This window comes from Sphaerisporangium sp. NPDC088356 (assembly GCF_040685555.1).
Classification (GTDB): domain Bacteria; phylum Actinomycetota; class Actinomycetes; order Streptosporangiales; family Streptosporangiaceae; genus Sphaerisporangium.
On sequence record NZ_JBFBIK010000023.1, the window covers coordinates 46,967 to 67,795 of the forward strand.

The window sequence follows — 20,829 nt, forward strand, 5'->3', positions numbered from 1 at the left end:
CTCCTCCGTGTCCGCGAAGTCACGTGCCCTCGTCACCATGGTGCTGGCCATGACGGCTCTCGCGGGCTGCGCCGGAACCCAGGGATCGCAGCCCCAGTCCGGCGACACGCGCTTCGTGGCGGGCAACGGCGCGGTACAGCTCTTCCCGGCCGGGCAGCGCCAGGCCGCCCCGGCGATCCAGGGGGAGACGCTGGAAGGCACCCCCGCGAGCCTCGCCGACCACAAGGGCCGGGTCGTGGTACTCAACTTCTGGGCCTCCTGGTGCGCGCCCTGCCGCAGCGAGGCCCCGGTGCTCAAGGACATCGCCGCCAAGACCAAGGACCTCGGCGTCCAGTTCCTCGGCGTCGACTTCAAGGACGACAAGGCGCAGGCCATTGCCTTCCAGCGCACGCAGCAGCCCGGCTACCCCAGCCTGTACGACCAGCCGGGCAAGGTCGCGCTCGCGTTCCACGGCATGGTCAACCCCGCGGCGATCCCCTCCACGCTGGTCCTCGACCGGCAGGGCAGGGTCGCCGCCCGTGCCCTCGGAGAGGTCAAGTACGCAGACCTCTACGACGTGGTCACCAAGGTCGGCGATGAGAAGTAACGACCACGTGGGTGCGCCGTGAGCGACCTCGCGACCACCGTCGCGGCCGGCTCGCTGATCGTCGCCCTGCCCGTCGCGATCGCGGCCGGGCTGGTGTCGTTCCTCTCGCCGTGCGTGCTGCCGCTGGTCCCCGGATACCTGTCGTACGTCACCGGCATGAGCGGCGACCCCAGGCGCGGGCGCATGGTGGCGGGCAGCGCCCTGTTCGTGCTCGGCTTCTCGCTGGTCTTCGTGCTGGGGGGCGCGCTGTTCGGCGGCCTCGGGGCGATGCTGTTCGGCAACGCCGAGGTGGTCACCCGCGTGCTCGGCGGCCTCACGATCGTGCTCGGCCTCGGCTTCCTCGGCCTGATCCCCGGCCTGCAGCGTGACGTGCGCATCCACCGCTTCCCCGCCGCCGGGATGGCGGGCGCGCCCCTGCTCGGCGTCGTGTTCGGCCTCGGCTGGACGCCGTGCATCGGCCCCACGCTGTCCGCGGTGCTGACGCTGTCGCTCGACCAGGCCAGCGCGGTGCGGGGCGCGATGCTGGCCTTCGCGTACGCGCTGGGCCTCGGCCTGCCGTTCATCCTCGCGGCCCTCGCCTACCGCAGGGCGCTCCACACGTTCAAGGCGGTGCGCCGCCACTCCCAGCTCATCACCCGCGTCGGAGGCGCCATGCTCGTCCTCGTCGGCGTGCTGCTGGTGACCGGCCTCTGGGGCCAGATCATCGCCGGCATGCAGGGCTGGGTGGGCGGATTCGAGCCGGTGATCTGATGACATTCACCCAGGAGGTCCGGGCGGACCCGGTGCGCCCGGCCGGTCTCGGGCCGGTGGGCTGGCTGCGCTGGGCCTGGCGCCTGCTCACCTCGATGCGCACGGCGCTGATCCTGCTGTTCCTGTTCGCGCTCGCGTCCGTGCCCGGCTCGATCTACCCGCAGCGGTCGATCAGCCCCGAGAAGGTCGCGCAGTACTTTAAGGACAGCCCCGGCGCGGCGAAGTGGCTCGACCGTCTCGGGCTCTTCGACGTCTTCACCTCGCCGTGGTTCGCGGCGACCTACCTGCTGCTGTTCCTCTCGCTGGCCGGGTGCGTCATCCCCCGGGCGGCGGCCCACCTGCGCGAGGTCAGGCGCACGCCACCCGCAGCCCCGCGCAACCTTTCCCGGCTTCCCCAGCACGCGTCCTTCGAGGCCCCCGGCGCCACGGTGGAGGCGATCGTCGCCCAGCTCAGGAAGAAGCGCTTCCGCACGGTGACCGGGCCCGGCTGGGTGTCCGCCGAGAAGGGCTACCTGCGCGAGACCGGCAACCTGCTGTTCCACGTCGCCCTGCTCGCCCTGCTGGTCGCGGTCGGCGCGGGCGGTCTGTACGGCTACCGGGGCAACGTGCTGCTCGTCGAGGGGAACGGCTTCGCCAACACCGTCGCCGCCTACGACAGGTACATCCCCGGCCAGAACGTGTCGGCCGAGTCGCTGGAGCCGTTCTCCTTCACGCTCTCGGACTTCCAGGCCACCTACGTCGCCACCGGGGACCGGCGCGGGCAGCCACTCGACTTCTCCGCCAAGCTCATGGTGACCGACCGCCCAGGGGGGCGTGAGCGGCCGTACGACCTGCGGGTGAACGAGCCGCTGGACGTCAACGGCACCCAGACCTACCTGATCGGCCACGGGTACGCGCCCAGCTTCAAGGTCCTCGACGGGAAGGGGCAGGTGGCCTTCGAGGGGGCGGTGCCCTGCCTTACCGCCGACCAGATGACCTACACGTCCGAGTGCGTGATCAAGGTGCCGGACGCCGTGCCCGACCAGCTCGGGTTCCTGGTGCGCTTCCTGCCGACCACCGTGCCCGCGCAGGACGGCTCCTACGTCTCGGTCTTCCCCGGCGCCGCCAACCCGACGGCCCAGGTGTTCGCCTTCTCCGGCGACCTCGGGATGAAGTCGGGGCAGCCGCAGTCGGTCTACCAGCTCGACACCAAGAAGCTCAAGCCCCTGGTCATGGGGCTCAACACCAAGCCGCTGGGCGTCGGCGAGACCCTCCCGCTGCCCGGCGGCGCCGGGTCCATCCAGCTCACCGGCGTGCGCGAATGGATCAGCCTCCAGATCGCCTATGACCCCGGCCGGATTCCGGCCCTGCTCGCCGCGGGCCTTTCGGTCCTCGGGCTCGTGCTCTCCCTCACCGTTCGCCGCCGCCGGGTCTGGGCGCGGGTGAAGGAAGGGGAGGGGGCCACCGAGGTCGAGGTCGGCGGGCTGACGCGCACCGAGGGCGGCCCCGGCTTCGCCGAGGAGTTCTCCCAGATCGTCACGGCCCTTCGAGGTCCCGAGGCCGGCGATGCCGCCTCGCGTCAAGGAGTAAAGGATGCCCACTGACGTCAACTCAGGGCTCGCCACGCTCAGCGATCAGCTGATCCTCGCGACCGTCCTGCTGTATGTCCTCGCCATGATCGGCTACGCGCTCGATCTCGGCTTCGGCCGGGCACGGGCGGCCGCTCCGGCCCGCGAGCTCGTCCCCGCCGGCGTCGGCGTGGCCGGCGACGCCCAGACGGCCGACGCCCAGACGGCCGACGCCCAGACGGCCGACGCCCAGACGGCCGACGCCCGTACGGGCGGGGCCGGGACGGGCTCCACGGGGCCGGGTGACGGCACCCGCACGCCGCCCGCATGGGCCGCCCGGGCGGGCACCCTCGCGATCGCGCTGAGCTGTCTCGGGTGGGCCACCAACCTCGGGGCCATCATCACCCGGGGCTTCGCCGTGGGCCGCTGGCCGTGGGGCAACATGTACGAGTTCGTGGTGGCGATCTGCTTCGCCGCCGTGACCGCGTTCCTGGTGATGCAGGCCCGCCAGCCGGTGCGGTTCCTCGGGGCCTTTGTCTCGGTCGCGGCGGCGCTCGGGCTCGGCTTCGCCGTCCGCTACCTGCACGTGCAGGCGGGGCCGGTCGTGCCCGCGCTCAACTCGTACTGGATCGCCATCCACGTCACCGCCGCGATCTTCGCGAGCGGCCTGTTCATCGTCGCCGGAGTCTCGGGCATCCTGTTCCTGGCGCGTAAGGACGGCCCGTCACGGCTGCCCGGGCGGGACGATCTGGAGCGTGTCGCCCACCAGGCCATCGTGATCGCCTTCCCGATCTGGACGTTCGCGGTGATCGCGGGCGCCCTGTGGGCCGACAAGGCGTGGGGCCGCTACTGGGGCTGGGACCCCAAGGAGGTCTGGGCGTTCATCACCTGGATCGCGTACGCGGCGTACCTGCACGCGAGGGCCACCGCCGGGTGGCGCGGCAGGGCAGCGGTGATCGTGCAGCTGATCGCGTTCGGCTGCCTGCTGTTCAACCTGATCGGTGTGAACATCTTCCTGTCGGGCCTGCATTCCTACGCGCAGGTGCCCTAGCCCCTAGGTGTCCCCTGTCAGTGCCGACGCTCCCTTACCAGAGGGCCGCGCCGACGCCCGTGCCCGCCGATGAGGCCGGCACGGGCGTGCTGTCGCTGTGGGTCAGGGCGACGCGCGGGGGGTCAGTCGTCCTCCCGGCGGAGGCGGCGGTCTAGGTCGCGGAGGAAGTCGGGGTCGTCGTCGGGTCCACGGGGCACGGAGGGCCGGGGGCGGCCGGCGCGGCCCATGCGCTGCCGCTGAACTGCCTGCTCACTCTGGGGACGGCCCAGCAGCAGCCACAGAAGGCCGCCGAGGTCGACCAGGAGGACGACGATGAGAACCCACAGAAGCTTGGGGAGGTTCCTTACGTCCTCCTCCGGTGTGGTGATCACATCGAACAGGCAGTAAAGCCAGAAGGCTAACAGGGCCAGGCCAAGAAGCACGCTAGGCATGTCCGCAGCGTAAGCCATTCGACGGTAGATCGTGTTTTCGGGGCGTAACAGCGTCGCCCGGATCCATCCCCGTAGGACATTCCAGGTGACTTCCCGAGCGGGCTCGTCGTACCGTGGACCGTGACCACGCTTCGCGGACGGGAGAGGTGCGTGCTGATGTTCGCGCTCGCTCGGGCCCCCTGGCCATCGCATTGACGGCGTATTCCGGCGACAGGGGTCGCCATCGCAGAGGGCCACGCTGGCGGCAGAAGGCGCCGTACGGCCTTCCCCGCCGTGGAGAGGCCCCTCGCGAGGGCACCCCGGAGCCCTCGGACGGCAGGCCCGACTCACTCCGTGAGGGCCGCGAGGGTCGTGACGGCCGTGATGGCCGCCCGGAGTCCTTGCGGGAGGGCCGCGGGGATTCGGCGCGGGACCGCGCGGACTACCGCGACAGCGGGCGCAGGGCGAACCGCCGCGAGAGCCGCGCCGACGCGTTCTGGGAGGGCGAGCAGCCCCGGGTCGACGCCATGCGGGCCGTCACCGCCCCCGTGGTCGACCGGCCGCAGTACATCTGGCGCGACTTCGAGCTGGACGACGAGCTTCCCCTGGCCCAGCCCAACTCGCCCGACACACCCGACCTGCGCGACGGGCTGAGGCACTGCGGCCCGCTGGAGCAGATCCTCTACCGCCAGTGGGACGCCGTGGACGGCCCCCCGTCGGCCGACGCGGTGCGTGCCGTCGACAGCCTCGCCCGGCTCCCCGAGCGCCTCAAGGCCCTCCTGGCCGTCGGACTCGACGGCATCTACGTCGGGCCCGGCGGCGTGCCCGATCTGGACGACATGGGCTATCTCCGGGGCGCGCCGCTGCCCTCCGGCAAGGCGACGTGGGACGTCTGCGCCGGCGCGTACGGCGACCGCAAGATCGTGGTTGGCGACCGGCCCTCGCCCACGCCCGACGTGATGATGCACGAGACCGGTCACGCTCTCGACGACATCGATGCCGCGACCGGCGAATGGGTGTCCGACTCGCCGGAGTTCGTCGCCCTCTACGAGGAATGTGGGCATCTGTTCGCCTCGGCGTTCCACAAGCAGCCGGGTGGCCTCGGCCGCAAGGAGTTCTTCGCCGACGCCTTCGCGGCCATCGCCTCACGGCAGCGGCCGGCGCTGCTCGACATGCTGAATGGAGACACCCGCGCCGCTCTCAATGTCATGCTCTTCTTCAACCGGCGCTACGGAATCTAGGTGATCCGCCATGTACGTCATCCGGCTCGCGGACGGGACGTTGCGGATACCGCATTCCCTCACCAGTGACGACGGCCGCCTGATCGGCAACGCCTACGTGGAGCTCGCCCCCAGCGACCCCGACTACGACCGCTGGCTGCCCGAGTCGATCACCGAGGAGCAGGACGCCGAGCGGCGCAGGCGCTGGAAGGACGAGAACGACGACCTGGAGCGCGAATTTCTGGCGTTCAAGGAGTCACAGGCCACCGACCGCTGAACCGCGGCTGTGGGGGAGTTGCGCCGGCCGGTCGCGTGCCGATGGGCGTGCCGGCTCGCGGCGCCGGGAAGCGGAGCCACTCGCAAGGCGGCACCGGCCGGACACAGAACACAGATCGCACCCCAAAAGGCATTAAAGGCGCGTCCTAAAAAAGAACAGTGACCCTGCGGCTTCCGGGGGCACGCAGGATCACCGGGTGGTGCGACTTGGCTTTGAGATCACCGCGCCCCACGATGGTCGCCGGGGGCGGCGTTCTCTCGCCTGTACATCAGACACGCGGTGAGTCGCCGCTCGGCCGGTCGGCCGTTAGGACTTCCTCGCCACGCAGGAGAGCGTGCACCTCCGACTCGCGGAAACGCCGGTGCCCTCCGGGGGTACGGATGCTGCTGATGCGGCCTGCCGCTGCCCAGCGCGTCACCGTTTTTGGATCGACCCGGAAGAGGGCGGCAACCTCTCCGGGGGTCAGCAGACGTTCGCTGCTACTCTCCACAATCTCTCCCCCTCGCATCCCGCATCCTGAAGCGGGCGGACAGGTATCCAGTTTGCCGAGCGAAATCTGATATATCCGTGATTTAGATCGAAAGATCACGGGTTGTTATCAGCTGACTGCCCGTTTGTTATATGATAGAGCCTCTTTGGGGCGCTCGTGGGTGTTTCTTTACAAAAGCGCCGTGTTGGGAACACTAGCAGTGCTCGCTCCCGATGCGAAGTGAGCGGTGTAAAGCTCCACGGACGTAATCAGCTCCCGTCCAGTGGCGGCCGTAGACCGCTCCACCGGGCCGGTGACGTAACCTCGACGTTGTGCGATCGTTTCTCGTTTACACCGCGTCACGGCTCGGTCTGTTCGCCGTCACCCTTGGTGTCCTCTTCCTGATCGGCATCCACAACGCCTTCTGGCTCATCGTGATCAGCTTCGTGATCAGCGGCATAGCCAGCTACGTGCTGCTGTCCAAGCAGCGAGACGCGGTGAGTGAGCAGATCAGCAAGGGGCACAGGGCTTAGGGAAGCGGGAACATGCCGACCCGGGCATGGTACTCGTGTCCGAGGTGCGTGGTGTCGCTTCCGACGAGAAGGCCGCCTTTGTGAGCCAGGAACGCCTTGACACCGATGCCCCGGTCGCGAGTTGGGTTCCATGTGAGCGCTCTGCCGGTGGCCGGGTGAATCGCTCCAATGCCGGGTCGCGCCACCGCTCCGGGCCCCGCCGAGTCTGAGCCCTTGGGGTTGTTCAGCCACCGCTGATGGCCGCCCACGTAGACGGCGGCCCCGGTCACCGCGACCGAGTACAGCGAGTCGCCGCCGGTGTAGTTGATCCACGTGGGCCTGATGGCGTCGCCGCGTGAATAGGTCTCGAAGCGCGCCGCTGAATCGCACAGCTTCTTGGCGCCCTTGGCGCCTCCTGTCGTCACGATGACGAAATACTGCCCGTCAGGTGAGAAATCCAGCCCTCGCACGTAAGAGGGGAACACGTCCTTACAGTCGGCCGCGTACGCCTCGGTGTGCCAGTCGGTTACCGAGGGCCGCGCGGCGCCGATGTCGATGAGGCCCACCTGTGGGCGGCGCAGCCCGTCCAGGGTGGTGAAGGAGCCGTCGACCGCGAGCCGGTCGCGGGTGGCGGCCATCGCGTAGACCTTGAGGGTGCCGCCGCGCCCGCCGCCCGGGGTGACGGTGAAGGAGGGGTCGACCGCTCCGGTGGCCGCGTCCACCCGGGCCAGCGCCGCCCGGCCGGTGCGGCCGATGCCGGTGAAGTCGCCGCCGACGTACAGCTTGCCGCCGTGGAACGCGAGGGCGGACACGTCGCCGCCGCGCACCGGCGCGGAGAAGCCGGCGACGGGCGAGCCGTCCGCGAGGCTGAACCGCGCCAGGCCGCGGCCGGCCCCGCCCGCGCCGCCGGCGCCGATGAACGCCCCGCCGGCGTAGACCGAGCCGTCCGGGCCCGCCGCCAGCGCGTTGACCGGGCCGTCCAGCCGCGGTGTGAAGCGGGTGTCGATCTTGCCGGTGGCGAGGTCGTAGGCGAAGAGGTTGCTTTTCCGCAGCTTCGTGGAGGTGCCCGCCTCGCGCACCTCACTGAACGCGCCGCCGACGACGACGGTGCCCCCGACCAGGGCGAAGGCGTTGACGATGCCGTCGAGCACATGGGGGGTGGTGCCGACGGGGTGGGCCGAGACGACGCCGGCCTGCGCGACGTCGCCCGCCGAAGCGGGGGTGCAGGGAAGGACGGTGAGGGCTCCCGCGAGCAGCGGGACGGCCATGGCGGTCGACTTTCGGGTCGACTTTCGGGCAAACATTCACCAAGTCCTAGCAGACGCCGAGTAATGAGGCGGCTACTTTGGGTCGATCACCTCATGCGCACTAAGCTTGACGCATGACGCGTGCATCCCTGGACAAACAGCCGCACGAGGTGGCGGCGATGTTCGACCGCACGGCCCGGCGCTATGACTTGGTCAACGATGTCCTGTCGCTGGGCCAAGACCGGTTCTGGCGCAGGGCCACCTCGGTCGCCGTCGACGCCGGTCCGGGGGAGCTCGTCCTCGACCTCGCGGCCGGCACCGGCACCTCGACCGACGCCTTCACCGGCCTGGGGGCGCGGGCGATCGCCTGCGACTTCTCGCTCGGCATGCTCCGCACCGGTGCCGAGCGGCGTGGGGGGTCCGGGCTGCACGGCGGGGGAGTGCGCGGCGTCACGTTCATCGGAGGCGACGCGCTGCATCTTCCCTTCGCGGACGACACTTTCGACGCCGTGACGATCTCGTTCGGCCTGCGCAACGTCAACGACACGGTGGCGGCGCTGCGCGAGATGCTGCGGGTCACCAAACCGGGCGGGCGGCTGGTGGTGTGCGAGTTCTCCAGGCCCACGGTGAAGCCGTTCGAGCTGGTTTACACGCAATACATCATGAAGCTCCTGCCGCCCGTCGCCCGCGCCGTGAGCTCCAATCCCGACTCGTACGTATATCTCGCCGAGTCGATCCGCGCCTGGCCTGATCAGGCCGGTCTCGCCCGGCTTCTCCAAGAGGCGGGCTGGGAACGGGTCGAGTGGCGCAATCTTTCGCTCGGCATCGTGGCCCTCCATCGGGCTGGTAAACCAACCGTGGGCAAGTAGGTAAGCTCCATCTGACATCGGGCAGGGAAAAAGGGTTAGACTTCCGCCGACAAGTTTGTGAAGTGGTTCACAAAGGAACGAAGGCCCCGAACCCCGAGGCCCTCGACACCCAGGACAGGACAGGTCCCGTGAGCGAGTCAGCTCCCGCGGCGGACGCCGACATCATCGTCGTCGGTGCCGGACCCGCGGGTTCGACCACGGCTTTCTATCTCGCACAGGCCGGCTTCGACGTGCTGCTGCTGGAGAAGACCCGATTTCCGCGCGAGAAGGTGTGCGGAGACGGGTTGACGCCGCGCGCCGTCAAGGAGCTGATCGCCATGGGCGTCGACATCGACGCCCCCGGCTGGGTCAGGAACAAGGGGCTCCGGGCCGTCGGCGGCGGCATGCGCCTTGAGCTGGCCTGGCCCGAGCTGTCGAGTTTCCCCGACTTCGGCCTCGTGCGCACGCGCCTCGACTTCGACCAGATCCTGGCCGGCAACGCCGAGCGGGCGGGCGTCAGGCTGCTCCAGGGCGTCAACGTCACCGGCCCCGTGCTCGACCCGCGCAGCGGCCACGTCGTCGGCGTGACCGCCAAGCACGACGGCGAGCCGGTGACCTACCGCTCTCGCCTGGTCGTGGCCGCCGACGGCAACTCCACGCGGCTTTCCCTGTCGATGGGCCTGCACAAGCGCACCGACCGCCCGATGGGCGTCGCCGTCCGCACCTACTACACCAGCCCCCGCCACGACGACGACTGGCTGGAGACGTGGCTGGAGCTGTGGGACACCGACCCGGACGGCTCCCCCCGGCTGCTGCCCGGGTACGGCTGGGTGTTCGGCGTCGGCGACGGCACCAGCAACGTCGGCCTCGGGCTCCTGAACACCAGCGCCGCGTTCCAGAACATCGACTACCGCGACCTGCTGCGCCGCTGGGTCAAGAACATGCCCTCCGAGTGGGGGTTCGCCGAGGAGAACATGACGGGGCCGATCCGGGGCGCGGCGCTGCCGATGGCCTTCAACCGGCAGCCGCACTACACCCGCGGCCTGGTGCTCGTCGGCGACGCGGGCGGCATGATCAACCCCTTCAACGGCGAGGGCATCGCCTACGCGATGGAGACCGGCCGCATCGCCGCCGACACCATCGTCTCGGCCGTGTCCGGCACCACCCCCGCCCAGCGGGAGCGCGTCCTGCGCGCCTACCCGAAGACGCTCAAGGACGCCTACGGCGGCTACTTCACCCTCGGGCGGCTGTTCGTCGAGGCCATCGGCAAGCCCGGCGTGATGGGGTTCCTCACGCGGCACGGCCTGCCACATCCCACTCTGATGCGGTTCGCTCTGAAACTCCTTGCTAATCTCACGGACCGGCAGGGCGATGCGTCAGACCGGATCATCAACGCCCTGTCCAAGGTCACGCCGCCGGCATGACACAGCACCCGGAACGAAGATCGATGATCGACCTGCCTAGACTCAGCAACCGATTGACCGAAGCTTCAGCGCTCAGAGGGGACGCATAGCGATGGAACTGTATGTGCCTATCCTGGTGCTCGCGGTTCTCGCGGCGGGCTTCGCCGTCTTCTCCGTGGGAATCGCGCCTTTCACCGGCCCCAAGCGCTGGAACCGCGCGAAGCTCGACGCCTACGAGTGCGGCATCGAGCCCACGCCGCAGCCCGTCGGCGGTGGCCGGTTCCCGCTGAAGTACATGATCACCGCGATGCTCTTCATCGTGTTCGACATCGAGATCATCTTCCTTTATCCGTGGGCGGTCGCTTTCGACCAGCTCGGGGTCTTCGGGCTGGTCGAGATGGTGCTGTTCATCGTCACCGTCCTGGTCGCGTACGCCTATGTCTGGCGTCGCCGCGGCCTGGACTGGGACTGAGAGGCAGCGTGCCGGAGGCGCGCGAGAGGAAGCACTGAGATGGGTCTCGAAGAAAAACTGCCCAGCGGATTCGTCCTGTCCACCGTGGAGCAGGCGGCCGGATGGGCGCGCAAGAACTCCGTCTGGCCGGCCACGTTCGGCCTGGCCTGCTGCGCCATCGAGCTGATGGCCACCGGCGGTCCCAACCATGACCTGGCCAGGTTCGGCATGGAGCGCGCGTCCGCGTCCCCCCGCCAGGCCGACCTGATGATCGTGGCGGGCCGGCTCTCGCAGAAGATGGCACCGGTGCTGCGCCAGATCTACGACCAGATGGCCGAGCCGAAGTGGGTCATCGCGATGGGCGTCTGCGCCTCCAGCGGTGGCATGTTCAACAACTACGCGATCGTGCAGGGCGTCGACCACGTCGTGCCGGTGGACATCTACCTGCCCGGCTGCCCGCCGCGCCCCGAGATGCTCATCGACGCGATCGTCAAGCTGCACGACAAGATCCAGAACATGAAGTTCGGCGCGCACCGCGCCAAGCAGATCGACGAGCTGGAGCTGCAGGCTCTCCGGTCGCTTCCGCTCATCGATCAGGGGACCTCGAAATGAGCACTGACAACCTTCCCGGGGTGCCGGAGGAGCCGGTAGCCCGCCTCGGCATGTTCGGCGCCACCGACTCCGGCGACACCTCCGGCTACGGACGGCTCGTCGTGCGCCGCGCGCCGCAGCTGTCGAGCGCGAAGCCGTACGGCGGCTACTTCGACGAGGTGGCCGACGGGCTGGAGCGCGCGGCCGGCGACGCCTACGCCGACATGGTCGAGCGCGTGGTCGTCGACCGCGGCGAGCTGACCCTGCACGTCGCGCGCGAGCGCCTGGTCGAGGTCATGCGGCACCTGCGCGACCACACCGACCTGCGCTTCGAGCTGTCGCTCGGCGTCTCGGGCGTGCACTACCCCGAGGAGGCCGGCGGCGAGCTGCGCGCGGTCTACCACCTGTGCTCGATCACGCACAACCGGCGCGTCCGCGTCGAGGTCTCCTGCCCGGACTCGGATCCGCGCATCCCGTCCACGGTGTCGATCTACCCGACCCACGACTGGCACGAACGCGAGACCTACGACTTCTTCGGGATCGTCTTCGACGGCCATCCGGCGCTCACCCGCATCGAGATGCCCGACGACTGGGAAGGCCACCCGCAGCGCAAGGACTATCCGCTCGGCGGCATCCCGGTCGAGTACCGCGGCGCCACCATCCCCGCGCCGGACCAGAGGAGGTCGTACGCATGACCGCCATCCACGACGGTGACACCGCTCAGACCGAGCAGGACGCCACCGAGGGCAGGGTCTACAGCGTCAACGGTCAGGACTGGGACGAGGTCGTCGACGCGGTCGCCGAGTCCTCCGAAGAGCGCCTGGTCATCAACATGGGCCCCCAGCACCCGTCCACCCACGGCGTGCTCAGGCTCGTGCTGACCCTCGACGGCGAGACCGTCACCGAGGCGCGCACGGTGATCGGCTATCTCCACACCGGCATCGAGAAGAACATGGAGTTCCGGACGTGGACCCAGGGGGTCACGTTCGTCACCCGCATGGACTACCTGTCGCCCATCTTCAACGAGGCGGCGTACTGCATGGCGGTGGAGAAGCTCCTCGGCATCACCGACCGGGTGCCGCTGCGCGCGCAGACCATCCGGGTCATGATGATGGAGCTCAACCGGATCTCCTCCCACCTGGTGGCCATCGCGACCTTCGGCCTGGAGCTCGGCGCCACGACGCCGATGCTGTTCGGCTTCCGCGAGCGCGAGCTGGTGCTCGACCTGTTCGAGTACATCACCGGACTTCGCATGAACATGGCGTACGTCCGGCCGGGCGGCGTGTCCGTCGACCTGCCGGCGGGCGCGGTCGACAAGATCGGGGAGTTCCTCAAGATCATGCCTGGCCGCATCAAGGAGATGCGCAAGCTGCTCGACGCGAACCCCGCGTACACCCGGCGCACCAAGGACGTCGCGTACCTCGACCTCACCGGCTGCATGGCGCTCGGCGTCACCGGCCCCATGCTGCGGGCCGCGGGCCTGCCGTGGGACCTTCGCAAGTCGCAGCCCTACAGCGGGTACGAGACCTACGACTTCGACGTGCCGACCGAGACCTCGTGCGACGTCTACGGCCGCTACCTCGTACGGGTGGCCGAGATGGAGGAGTCGCTCAAGATCATCAGCCAGTGCCTCGACCGGCTCTCCGGCTCCGAGCTCAAGGGCAAGCCGGTCATGATCGAGGACAAGAAGATCGGCTGGCCGTCGCAGCTCGCGCTCGGCCCCGACGGCCTCGGCAACTCGCCCGATCACATCGCCCACATCATGAGCAGCTCGATGGAGGCGCTGATTCACCACTTCAAGCTGGTGACCGAGGGCTTCAGGGTCCCGGCGGGCCAGGCGTACGTCCCGGTCGAGTCGCCGCGCGGCGAGCTGGGCGCGCACGTCGTGAGCGACGGGGGCACCCGCCCCTTCCGCGTACACTTCCGCGACCCGTCGTTCACGAACCTGCAGGCGGTGCCCGCTACCTGCGAAGGCGGCATGATTGCCGACGTCATCGCCGCGGTCGCATCGATCGACCCGGTCATGGGAGGTGTGGACCGGTGACGACCTACTCGCCGGAAGTCCGCGAGCGTCTCGAACGCGACGCGAAAGAGATCATCGGCCGCTACCCGAAGAGCCGGTCGGCGCTGCTGCCCCTGCTGCACCTCGTGCAGTCGGAGGACGGTTACGTCTCCGACGCCGGGCAGGAGTTCTGCGCCGAGATGCTGGGCCTCAGCAAGGCCGAGGTCGTGGGCGTCTCGACGTTCTACACGATGTACAAGCGCAAGCCCGCGGGTGAGTATCACGTGGGCGTCTGCATCAACTCGCTGTGCGCGATCATGGGCGGCGACCAGATCTGGGACGAGCTCTCGGAGCACGTGGGCCTCGGCAACGGGGACACCACCCCCGACGGCAAGGTCTCGCTGGAGCGCATCGAGTGCAACGCCGCATGCGACTTCGCCCCGGTCATGATGGTCAACTGGGAGTTCTTCGACAACCAGACCCCCGACTCCGCCAAGCAGCTCGTCGACGACCTGCGCGCCGGCAAGGAGATCGCGCCGTCCCGCGGCCCGGGACGCCTGTGCTCGTTCAAGGAGGCCTCGCGCGTGCTCGCGGGCCTGCCGGACGGCCTGGCCGGTGACGGCCCCTCGGCCGTCGGCCCCTCGGTCGAGGGCCTCAAGATCGCCAAGGCGAACGGCTGGACGGCGCCGGCGCCTTCGAAGGGGGCCTCCGAATGACGACTCTGACTCCGGTCCTCACCGCGAACTGGGATCGGGCGGACTCGTTCACCCTCCAGGGATACGGCGAGTACGAATCCGCCAAGAAGGCGCTCGGGATGGACCCCGACGCCATCATCAAGGCGGTCAAGGACTCCGGCCTGCGCGGCCGTGGCGGCGCGGGCTTCCCGACCGGCATGAAGTGGGGCTTCATCCCCCAGGGCGACGGCAAGGCCCACTACCTCGTCGTCAACGCCGACGAGTCGGAGCCGGGCACCTGCAAGGACATCCCGCTCATGATGGCCAACCCCCACTCGCTGGTGGAGGGCATCATCATCACGGCCTACGCGATCCGCGCGAACCAGGCCTTCATCTACATCCGCGGCGAGGTGCTGCACGTCATCCGCCGGGTGCAGGCGGCGGTCGCCGAGGCGTACGAGAAGGGCTACCTCGGCGCGGACATCCTCGGGTCGGGCTACGACCTGGAGCTCGTCGTGCACAGCGGCGCCGGCGCCTACATCTGCGGCGAGGAGACGGCGCTGCTCGACTCGCTGGAGGGCTACAGAGGTCAACCTCGGCTCAAGCCCCCCTTCCCCGCCGTCGCGGGCCTTTACGCGTGCCCCACTGTCATCAACAACGTCGAGTCGGTCGCCAGCGTTCCCAGCATCATCGGAAACGGCGCCGACTGGTTCGCCTCGATGGGCACCGAGAAGTCCAAGGGCTTCGGCATCTTCTCGCTGAGCGGCCACGTCACCCGGCCCGGCCAGTACGAGGCACCCCTCGGCATCACCCTGCGCGAGCTGCTCGACATGGCGGGCGGAATCCGGGCGGGCCACCGGCTGAAGTTCTGGACCCCCGGCGGCTCCTCCACCCCGATCTTCACCGACGAGCACCTGGACGTCCCGCTCGACTTCGAGTCGGTCGGCGCCAAGGGCTCGATGCTCGGCACCCGTGCGCTGCAGATCTTCGACGAGACGACCTGCGTCGTGCGCGCGGTGCTGCGGTGGACCGAGTTCTACGCCCACGAGTCCTGCGGTAAGTGCACCCCCTGCCGGGAGGGCACCTACTGGCTCAAGCAGGTACTCCGGCGGCTCGAGAAGGGCCAGGGCACCGAAGAGGACCTCACCACGATCACGGACATCGCGGACAACATCCTGGGCCGGTCGTTCTGCGCCCTCGGTGACGGCGCGACGAGCCCGATCCATTCGTCGGTGAAGCACTTCCGCGACGAATACCTCAAGCACTTCGAGATCGGCGGATGTCCGTTCGATCACGCCGCGTCAACTGTGTGGGGCAAGGCATGACAGTACAGACAACCTCGGCGGGACCGGTCGAGCAGCCGGTCGACATGGTGACCCTCACCATCGACGGCTTCCAGATCAGTGTCCCGAAGGGGACCCTGATCATCCGGGCGGCCGAGCTGCTGGGCATCCAGATCCCGAGGTTCTGCGACCATCCGCTGCTCGACCCGGCCGCCAACTGCCGCCAGTGCCTGGTGGACATCACCGACGCGGGCAACGGCCGGGGCTTCCCGAAGCCGCAGCCGTCCTGCGCCATCGAGGTCGCCGAGGGCATGGTCATCCAGACGCAGCTCACCTCACCGGTCGCCGAGAAGGCCCAGCGCGGCGCCATGGAGATGCTGCTCCTGAACCACCCGCTCGACTGCCCGGTCTGCGACAAGGGCGGCGAGTGCCCCCTGCAGAACCAGGCCATGTCGAACGGCCAGGGCGAGACGCGCTTCCAGGAGACCAAGCGCACCTTCAAGAAGCCGATCCCGCTCTCGACCGAGGTGCTGCTCGACCGCGAGCGCTGCGTCCAGTGCGCCCGCTGCATCCGCTTCGCGGACGAGATCGCCGGCGACCCGCTGATCGACTTCTTCGAGCGCGGCGCCTCCGAGCAGGTGGGCGTGGCCGACGACCAGCCGTTCGACTCGTACTTCTCCGGCAACACCATCCAGATCTGCCCGGTGGGTGCGCTCACCGGTGCCGCGTACCGCTTCAAGTCGCGGCCGTTCGACCTGGTGTCCACGCAGAGCGCCTGCGAGCACTGCGCGAGCGGCTGTGAGCTGCGCACCGACCACCGGCGCGGCAAGGTCACCCGGCGCCTCGCCGGAGACGACCCGCAGGTCAACGAGGAGTGGAACTGCGACAAGGGCCGCTGGGCGTTCGCCTACACGACCCAGCCCGACCGCCTGCAGTCCCCGCTCGTCCGTGACGAGACCGGCCACCTGCGGCCCGCCTCCTGGCCCGAGGCCCTGACCGCCGCGGCCGAGGGGCTCGCGAGGGCCAGGGGCAAGGCCGGCGTGCTGGTCGGCGGGCGGGCGACCGTCGAGGACGCCTACGCGTACTCCAAGTTCGCCCGCATCGCGCTCGGCACCAACGACGTCGACTTCCGCTCCCGCCCGCTGTCGGAGGAGGAGACGGTCTTCCTCGCCCACGCGGTGGCGGGCAAGGGCATCGAGGTCTCCTACACCGACCTGGAGAAGGCCCCGGCCGTGCTGCTCGCCGGGTTCGAGCCCGAGGAGGAGTCGCCGATCGTCTTCCTGCGGCTCCGCAAGGCGTTCCGCAAGCGCGGCCTGAAGGTCTTCTCGCTCGCGCCGTTCGCCTCGGCGGGCCTCGCCAAGATGGGCGGCACGCTGATCCGCACGCTTCCCGGCGCGGAGGCCGAGGCGCTCGGCGACCTCATCTCCGGATCCTCGGCGGTCGGCGACGCGCTCAAGCAGCCCGGCACGATCATCCTGGTGGGCGAGCGGCTCGCCACCTCGCGAGGCGCGCTCTCCGCAGTCCTGCGGCTGAGCGCCACCTCGGGTGCGCGCCTGGCCTGGGTGCCCCGCCGGGCCGGTGAGCGCGGCGCCATCGAGGCGGGCGCGCTGCCGAACCTCCTCCCCATCGGCCGCCCGGCCGGTGACGACACGGCTCGCGCCGAGGTCGCCCGCGCCTGGAACGTCTCTGCGCTCCCCGAGACGGCGGGACGCGACACCTCGGGCATCCTCGCCGCCGCGCTCACGGGCGAGCTCGACGCCCTGGTCATCGGGGGCGTCGACCCCTACGACCTGGCCGACCCCGAGGCCGCGCTCGCGGCCCTTGAGAACACGCCGTTCATCGTCTCGCTGGAGATGCGCGCCAGCGCGGTCACCGACCGCGCCGACGTGGTGCTGCCCGTCGCGGCCGTCTCCGAGAAGAGCGGCACGTTCGTCGACTGGGAGGGTCGCGGCCGCTCGTTCGAGCAGGCCATCGACGTGCCCGGCGTGATGAGCGACCTGCGCGCGATCGCCGCGATCAGCGACTACATGGACGTGCACCTGGGCCTGCCCGACGCCGCCGCCGCCCGCCGCGAGCTCGCGGCCCTCGGCGCCTGGCGCGGCTCCCGGTCCAACGGCCCGAGCGTGACCGGCGGCACGCACGCCGACCCCAGGGCCGGCGAGGCGATCCTCGCGACGTGGCACTTCCTGCTCGACTCCGGCCGCCTGCAGGACGGCGAGCCGTACCTGGCCGGCACGGGCCGGGCCGTGGAGGCGCTGCTTTCCGAGACCACCGCGGCGGAGATCGGCGCGCTCGACGGTAAGGTCACGATCACCACGGAGGGCGGCACGGTCACGCTGCCCGCGCGGGTGGCCGACCTGCCCGACCGCGTGGTCTGGGTGCCGGCCAACTCGGCGGGCTGCTCGGTCACCCGTGACCTGCGTGCCGTGGCCGGCGACGTCGTCAAGATCGGGAGCGCGTCATGAGCCCTCTTCTCGTGGCCGATCCGGCCGGGCCCACCCTGGCCGACTTCGGCAAGGATCCCTTGTGGATCTCCATCATCAAGGCCGTCTTCATCTTCGTCTTCCTGATGCTGGGCGTGCTGTTCGGCGTGTGGACCGAGCGCAAGCTCATCTCGCGCATGCAGCACCGCTACGGCCCCAACCGGGCGGGCAAGTTCGGCCTGCTCCAGTCGGTGGCCGACGGCATCAAGATGGGGCTGAAGGAGGACATCCTCCCGAGGACCGTCGACAAGCTCGTCTACATCCTGGCGCCGATCATCATCGCGGTGCCGGCGTTCCTGTCGTACTCGATCATCCCCTTCGGGCCGATGGTGTCGATGTTCGGCGTGCGGACGCCGCTGCAGCTCACCGATCTGCCCGTCGCGGTACTGGTGGTCCTCGCCATGGCCTCGATCGGCGTCTACGGCATCGTGCTCGCGGGCTGGGGCTCGCGCTCGCCGTACGCCGTGCTGGGCGGCCTGCGCTCCACGGCCCAGGTCATCTCGTACGAGATCGCGATGGGCCTGTCGTTCGTGGCGGTGTTCCTGTTCGCGGGGACGCTGTCCACCTCCGAGATCGTGGCCAAGCAGGCCTCCGGCGGCACCTGGGAGGCTTTCGGCCTCTCCATCCCGCTCCCGTCCTGGTACGCGATCCTGCTGATCCCGTCGTTCCTGATCTACGTGATCACGATGCTCGGCGAGACGAACCGCGTGCCGTTCGACCTTCCCGAGGGCGAGGGCGAGCTGGTCGGCGGCTTCCACACCGAGTACTCCTCGTCGCTGAAGTTCGCGATGTTCATGCTGGCCGAGTACGCCAACGTGTTCACGGTGTCGGGCCTGTGCATCACGCTGTTCCTCGGCGGCTGGCGCGCTCCGTGGCCGATCTCGCTGTGGGACGGCGCGAACGTCGGCTGGTGGCCGATGTTGTGGTTCTTCATCAAGCTCGTGCTGGTGTTCGCGTTCTTCATCTGGGTGCGCGCGTCGCTGCCCCGTATCCGGTACGACCAGCTCATGGCCTTCGGCTGGAAGGTCCTCATCCCGCTCAACCTCGGGTGGATCCTGCTGGTCGCCACCGTCCGGGCCACCCGGATCGCCGGTGACCAGAAGACCCTCGTGCTGGTCATCGCGGCGATCGTGGTCGTCGGAATCCTGGCGATCTACTTCCGCTTCGACACGGTGAACCAGCGCCGCCGAGAGGCCAGGGCCGCCGAGGTCGAGGCGGAGTTCGAGCAGCTGCGGGAGGAGCCCGCCGCCGGTGGGTTCCCGGTTCCGGCGTTGGACCTGCCGCACTACCACGGCGTCAACGGACGCAAGGAGGTCCCCAGTGGGACTAACTGATTTCCTGAACCCCGTAAAGGGCTTCGGCGTCACCTTCCACCACATGTTCAAGAAGCCGGTGACGGTCAACTATCCCGAGGAGAAGCGGCCCACCGCGCCTCGGTTCCACGGCCGCCACCAGCTGAACCGCTGGCCGGACGGCCTGGAGAAGTGCGTCGGGTGCGAGCTCTGCGCCTGGGCCTGCCCGGCGGACGCGATCTTCGTGGAAGGTGCCGACAACACCGACGAGGAGCGCTACTCCCCGGGTGAGCGGTACGGCCGGACGTACCAGATCAACTATCTGCGCTGCATCCTGTGCGGACTGTGCATCGAGGCGTGCCCGACACGGGCGCTCACGATGACCAACGAGTACGAGCTCGCGGACTCCAGTCGTGAGAGCCTCATCTACACCAAGGAGATGCTGCTCGCGCCGCTGGGTCCTGGCATGGAAGCGCCGCCGCACTCCATGCGCCTCGGCGAGACCGAAGAGGACTACTACCGGTTGGGCCGTAGCAATGGGTGAAACCATCACGTTCTGGGTGCTGGCGGTCGTCTCGGTAGCCGCCGCGTTCGGACTCGTCTTCAGCCGCAAGGCCGTGTACTCCGCGCTCATGCTGGGCGTGGTGATGCTGTCGCTGGCGGTGCTCTACGCCGTGCAGGACGCCCCGTTCCTCGCAGTGGTGCAGATCATCGTCTACACCGGCGCGGTCATGATGCTCTTCCTGTTCGTGCTGATGCTGGTCGGCGTCGACTCCTCGGACTCCCTGGTGGAGACGATCAAGGGTCAGCGCTTCTGGGCGCTCGTCGCGGGCCTCGGCTTCGCGGTGCTCCTGGCGGCCGGCATCGGCAACGCGGTGATCGGCGACCCGACCGGGCTGGCCTCGGCGGTCAAGGCCGACGGAGGCAACGTCCCCGCGCTGGCCAGGCTGATCTTCACCCGCTACGTGTTCGCGTTCGAGGTCACCTCCGCGCTGCTCATCACCGCCGCGCTCGGCGCGATGGTGCTGGCGCACCGTGAGCGCAGCACGCCGAAGGCGTCCCAGAAGGAGCTTTCGCGCGCGCGCTTCCTCGGCGGGCACCCCGGCACGCTTCCCGGGCCCGGCACCTACGCGAGGCATAACGCGATCGACATGCCCGCCCTGCTGCCGGACGGTACGGTCTCAGAGCTCTCCGTCAACCGGGTCATCGCCCGGCACGACGTCGAGGGCGGCCGGCTGCCGGAGAACCCGAGGCTCGCTCAGGCGATCAGGAACGTCGCCGCGGGCCCGGGCCGCGCCGAGAAGCCGAAGGTCGTCCAGGCCGTCGCCGAGGAGCCCGAGGGCTCCCTCGGGGGCTCCCCCGAGGCGGAGGACAAGCCCAAGGTCGCCCAGACCGCGGGCAGGGCCGCCGACGGCCCCGTCGAGGAGGAAGGCAAGTGACCACCCACTACCTGGTGCTCTCCGCGCTGCTGTTCGCCATCGGCGGTGTCGGCGTGCTCGTACGCCGTAACGCCATTGTCGTGTTCATGTGCGTGGAGCTCATGCTCAACGCCTGCAACCTGGCTTTTGTCACGTTCGCCAGGCAGCACGGCAACCTCGAAGGCCAGGTCATCGCGTTCTTCGTGATGATCGTGGCCGCTGCCGAGGTCGTCGTGGGTCTCGCGATCATCGTGACGATCTTCCGAACCCGCAGGTCCGCGTCGGTGGACGACGCCAACCTGCTGAAGTACTAAG

Annotated in this window: 23 protein-coding genes; 20 read left to right on the plus strand and 3 right to left on the minus strand. The window is 69.4% G+C overall.

Annotation, left to right across the window (positions count from 1 at the left end):
- The first annotated feature begins 7 nt into the window (after window positions 1-7).
- The 4 genes from AB0O34_RS11855 to ccsB are packed head-to-tail and all read left to right on the plus strand — an operon-like array spanning window position 8 to window position 3,934.
- Entirely contained in the window at window positions 8-586 is a 579-nt protein-coding gene (locus AB0O34_RS11855; protein ID WP_363915319.1) for a TlpA disulfide reductase family protein, read from the plus strand.
- An 18-nt stretch (window positions 587-604) separates the two neighbouring features.
- On the plus strand, window positions 605-1,336 hold the full coding sequence (locus tag AB0O34_RS11860; RefSeq protein ID WP_363915320.1) for a cytochrome c biogenesis protein CcdA: 732 nt from the start codon (window positions 605-607) through the stop codon (window positions 1,334-1,336).
- Complete coding sequence (locus AB0O34_RS11865; RefSeq protein ID WP_363915321.1) at window positions 1,336-2,919, plus strand: cytochrome c biogenesis protein ResB; 1,584 nt, start codon at window positions 1,336-1,338, stop codon at window positions 2,917-2,919. The genes AB0O34_RS11860 and AB0O34_RS11865 overlap by 1 nt, the downstream gene beginning before the upstream one ends.
- Entirely contained in the window at window positions 2,909-3,934 is a 1,026-nt protein-coding gene (gene ccsB / locus AB0O34_RS11870; RefSeq protein ID WP_363915322.1) for a c-type cytochrome biogenesis protein CcsB, read from the plus strand. The genes AB0O34_RS11865 and ccsB overlap by 11 nt, the downstream gene beginning before the upstream one ends.
- Before the next feature lie 122 nt (window positions 3,935-4,056).
- Here the strand turns inward: ccsB and AB0O34_RS11875 are convergent, their stop codons facing one another.
- Complete coding sequence (locus AB0O34_RS11875) at window positions 4,057-4,365, minus strand: PLDc N-terminal domain-containing protein (protein ID WP_363915323.1); 309 nt, start codon at window positions 4,363-4,365, stop codon at window positions 4,057-4,059.
- A gap of 380 nt (window positions 4,366-4,745) precedes the next feature.
- On the opposite strand from AB0O34_RS11875, the gene AB0O34_RS11880 reads away from it, so the two are divergent.
- Together AB0O34_RS11880 and AB0O34_RS11885 are read left to right on the plus strand one after the other, a co-directional pair.
- A complete protein-coding gene (locus tag AB0O34_RS11880) occupies window positions 4,746-5,585 on the plus strand; it encodes a hypothetical protein (RefSeq protein ID WP_363915324.1) in 840 nt (279 codons plus the stop codon).
- A gap of 10 nt (window positions 5,586-5,595) precedes the next feature.
- Window positions 5,596-5,841, plus strand: coding sequence for a hypothetical protein (locus AB0O34_RS11885; protein ID WP_363915325.1), 246 nt, complete (start codon window positions 5,596-5,598; stop codon window positions 5,839-5,841).
- A 268-nt stretch (window positions 5,842-6,109) separates the two neighbouring features.
- Here AB0O34_RS11885 and AB0O34_RS11890 read toward each other — a convergent pair whose 3' ends face one another.
- Window positions 6,110-6,349 carry a BldC family transcriptional regulator gene (locus tag AB0O34_RS11890; RefSeq protein WP_262842220.1) on the minus strand — a complete coding sequence of 80 codons (240 nt, stop codon included), beginning with the start codon at window positions 6,347-6,349 and terminating at the stop codon, window positions 6,110-6,112.
- Between the two features lie 293 nt (window positions 6,350-6,642).
- Between AB0O34_RS11890 and AB0O34_RS11895 the strand changes: the two genes are divergently transcribed.
- On the plus strand, window positions 6,643-6,843 hold the full coding sequence (locus tag AB0O34_RS11895; protein ID WP_363915326.1) for a DUF4229 domain-containing protein: 201 nt from the start codon (window positions 6,643-6,645) through the stop codon (window positions 6,841-6,843).
- Here the strand turns inward: AB0O34_RS11895 and AB0O34_RS11900 are convergent.
- Complete coding sequence (locus AB0O34_RS11900; protein WP_363915327.1) at window positions 6,840-8,090, minus strand: delta-60 repeat domain-containing protein; 1,251 nt, start codon at window positions 8,088-8,090, stop codon at window positions 6,840-6,842. The two genes, AB0O34_RS11895 and AB0O34_RS11900, sit on opposite strands and share 4 nt — an antisense overlap.
- Window positions 8,091-8,203: 113 nt before the next feature.
- On the opposite strand from AB0O34_RS11900, the gene AB0O34_RS11905 reads away from it, so the two are divergent.
- The 13 genes from AB0O34_RS11905 to nuoK all read left to right on the plus strand — a co-directional run bounded on the left by AB0O34_RS11905 (window position 8,204) and on the right by nuoK (window position 20,828).
- Entirely contained in the window at window positions 8,204-8,938 is a 735-nt protein-coding gene (locus AB0O34_RS11905; RefSeq protein WP_363915328.1) for a demethylmenaquinone methyltransferase, read from the plus strand.
- A gap of 128 nt (window positions 8,939-9,066) precedes the next feature.
- A complete protein-coding gene (locus tag AB0O34_RS11910) occupies window positions 9,067-10,341 on the plus strand; it encodes a geranylgeranyl reductase family protein (RefSeq protein WP_363915329.1) in 1,275 nt (424 codons plus the stop codon).
- 91 nt (window positions 10,342-10,432) lie between these two features.
- Entirely contained in the window at window positions 10,433-10,792 is a 360-nt protein-coding gene (locus AB0O34_RS11915) for an NADH-quinone oxidoreductase subunit A (protein ID WP_203993453.1), read from the plus strand.
- A 39-nt stretch (window positions 10,793-10,831) separates the two neighbouring features.
- On the plus strand, window positions 10,832-11,383 hold the full coding sequence (locus AB0O34_RS11920) for an NADH-quinone oxidoreductase subunit B (protein WP_262842214.1): 552 nt from the start codon (window positions 10,832-10,834) through the stop codon (window positions 11,381-11,383).
- Window positions 11,380-12,057 carry an NADH-quinone oxidoreductase subunit C gene (locus tag AB0O34_RS11925; RefSeq protein WP_363915330.1) on the plus strand — a complete coding sequence of 226 codons (678 nt, stop codon included), beginning with the start codon at window positions 11,380-11,382 and terminating at the stop codon, window positions 12,055-12,057. Before AB0O34_RS11920 ends, AB0O34_RS11925 begins: the two co-directional genes overlap by 4 nt.
- Entirely contained in the window at window positions 12,054-13,406 is a 1,353-nt protein-coding gene (locus AB0O34_RS11930) for an NADH-quinone oxidoreductase subunit D (protein WP_363915331.1), read from the plus strand. The genes AB0O34_RS11925 and AB0O34_RS11930 overlap by 4 nt, the downstream gene beginning before the upstream one ends.
- Complete coding sequence (gene nuoE / locus AB0O34_RS11935) at window positions 13,403-14,080, plus strand: NADH-quinone oxidoreductase subunit NuoE (protein ID WP_363915332.1); 678 nt, start codon at window positions 13,403-13,405, stop codon at window positions 14,078-14,080. The genes AB0O34_RS11930 and nuoE overlap by 4 nt, the downstream gene beginning before the upstream one ends.
- Window positions 14,077-15,363, plus strand: a complete 1,287-nt coding sequence (gene nuoF, locus AB0O34_RS11940) for an NADH-quinone oxidoreductase subunit NuoF (RefSeq protein ID WP_363915333.1) — start codon at window positions 14,077-14,079, stop codon at window positions 15,361-15,363. Before nuoE ends, nuoF begins: the two co-directional genes overlap by 4 nt.
- On the plus strand, window positions 15,360-17,786 hold the full coding sequence (locus tag AB0O34_RS11945; RefSeq protein WP_363915334.1) for an NADH-quinone oxidoreductase subunit G: 2,427 nt from the start codon (window positions 15,360-15,362) through the stop codon (window positions 17,784-17,786). Before nuoF ends, AB0O34_RS11945 begins: the two co-directional genes overlap by 4 nt.
- On the plus strand, window positions 17,783-19,138 hold the full coding sequence (gene nuoH, locus AB0O34_RS11950) for an NADH-quinone oxidoreductase subunit NuoH (RefSeq protein ID WP_363915335.1): 1,356 nt from the start codon (window positions 17,783-17,785) through the stop codon (window positions 19,136-19,138). The genes AB0O34_RS11945 and nuoH overlap by 4 nt, the downstream gene beginning before the upstream one ends.
- A complete protein-coding gene (gene nuoI / locus AB0O34_RS11955) occupies window positions 19,125-19,640 on the plus strand; it encodes an NADH-quinone oxidoreductase subunit NuoI (RefSeq protein WP_358548424.1) in 516 nt (171 codons plus the stop codon). The genes nuoH and nuoI overlap by 14 nt, the downstream gene beginning before the upstream one ends.
- A complete protein-coding gene (locus AB0O34_RS11960; protein WP_363915336.1) occupies window positions 19,633-20,535 on the plus strand; it encodes an NADH-quinone oxidoreductase subunit J in 903 nt (300 codons plus the stop codon). Before nuoI ends, AB0O34_RS11960 begins: the two co-directional genes overlap by 8 nt.
- The gene (gene nuoK, locus AB0O34_RS11965) at window positions 20,532-20,828 is read left to right on the plus strand and encodes an NADH-quinone oxidoreductase subunit NuoK (RefSeq protein WP_363915337.1); all 297 of its coding nucleotides are present in this window, start codon (window positions 20,532-20,534) and stop codon (window positions 20,826-20,828) included. Before AB0O34_RS11960 ends, nuoK begins: the two co-directional genes overlap by 4 nt.
- Window position 20,829 lies beyond the last annotated feature (1 nt).

Bases quoted from the DNA above. Each gene is read 5' to 3' on its own strand.
- AB0O34_RS11875 (WP_363915323.1), bottom strand. From the start codon at position 4,365: ATGCCTAGCGTGCTTCTTGGCCTGGCCCTGTTAGCCTTCTGGCTTTAC.
- AB0O34_RS11905 (WP_363915328.1), top strand. From the start codon at position 8,204: ATGACGCGTGCATCCCTGGACAAACAGCCGCACGAGGTGGCGGCGATG.
- ccsB (WP_363915322.1), top strand. From the start codon at position 2,909: ATGCCCACTGACGTCAACTCAGGGCTCGCCACGCTCAGCGATCAGCTG.
- AB0O34_RS11885 (WP_363915325.1), top strand. From the start codon at position 5,596: ATGTACGTCATCCGGCTCGCGGACGGGACGTTGCGGATACCGCATTCC.
- AB0O34_RS11960 (WP_363915336.1), top strand. From the start codon at position 19,633: ATGGGTGAAACCATCACGTTCTGGGTGCTGGCGGTCGTCTCGGTAGCC.
- nuoF (WP_363915333.1), top strand. From the start codon at position 14,077: ATGACGACTCTGACTCCGGTCCTCACCGCGAACTGGGATCGGGCGGAC.
- AB0O34_RS11925 (WP_363915330.1), top strand. From the start codon at position 11,380: ATGAGCACTGACAACCTTCCCGGGGTGCCGGAGGAGCCGGTAGCCCGC.
- nuoH (WP_363915335.1), top strand. From the start codon at position 17,783: ATGAGCCCTCTTCTCGTGGCCGATCCGGCCGGGCCCACCCTGGCCGAC.
- AB0O34_RS11930 (WP_363915331.1), top strand. From the start codon at position 12,054: ATGACCGCCATCCACGACGGTGACACCGCTCAGACCGAGCAGGACGCC.
- AB0O34_RS11945 (WP_363915334.1), top strand. From the start codon at position 15,360: ATGACAGTACAGACAACCTCGGCGGGACCGGTCGAGCAGCCGGTCGAC.
- AB0O34_RS11915 (WP_203993453.1), top strand. From the start codon at position 10,433: ATGGAACTGTATGTGCCTATCCTGGTGCTCGCGGTTCTCGCGGCGGGC.
- AB0O34_RS11890 (WP_262842220.1), bottom strand. From the start codon at position 6,349: ATGCGAGGGGGAGAGATTGTGGAGAGTAGCAGCGAACGTCTGCTGACC.
- AB0O34_RS11920 (WP_262842214.1), top strand. From the start codon at position 10,832: ATGGGTCTCGAAGAAAAACTGCCCAGCGGATTCGTCCTGTCCACCGTG.
- AB0O34_RS11900 (WP_363915327.1), bottom strand. From the start codon at position 8,090: ATGGCCGTCCCGCTGCTCGCGGGAGCCCTCACCGTCCTTCCCTGCACC.
- AB0O34_RS11865 (WP_363915321.1), top strand. From the start codon at position 1,336: ATGACATTCACCCAGGAGGTCCGGGCGGACCCGGTGCGCCCGGCCGGT.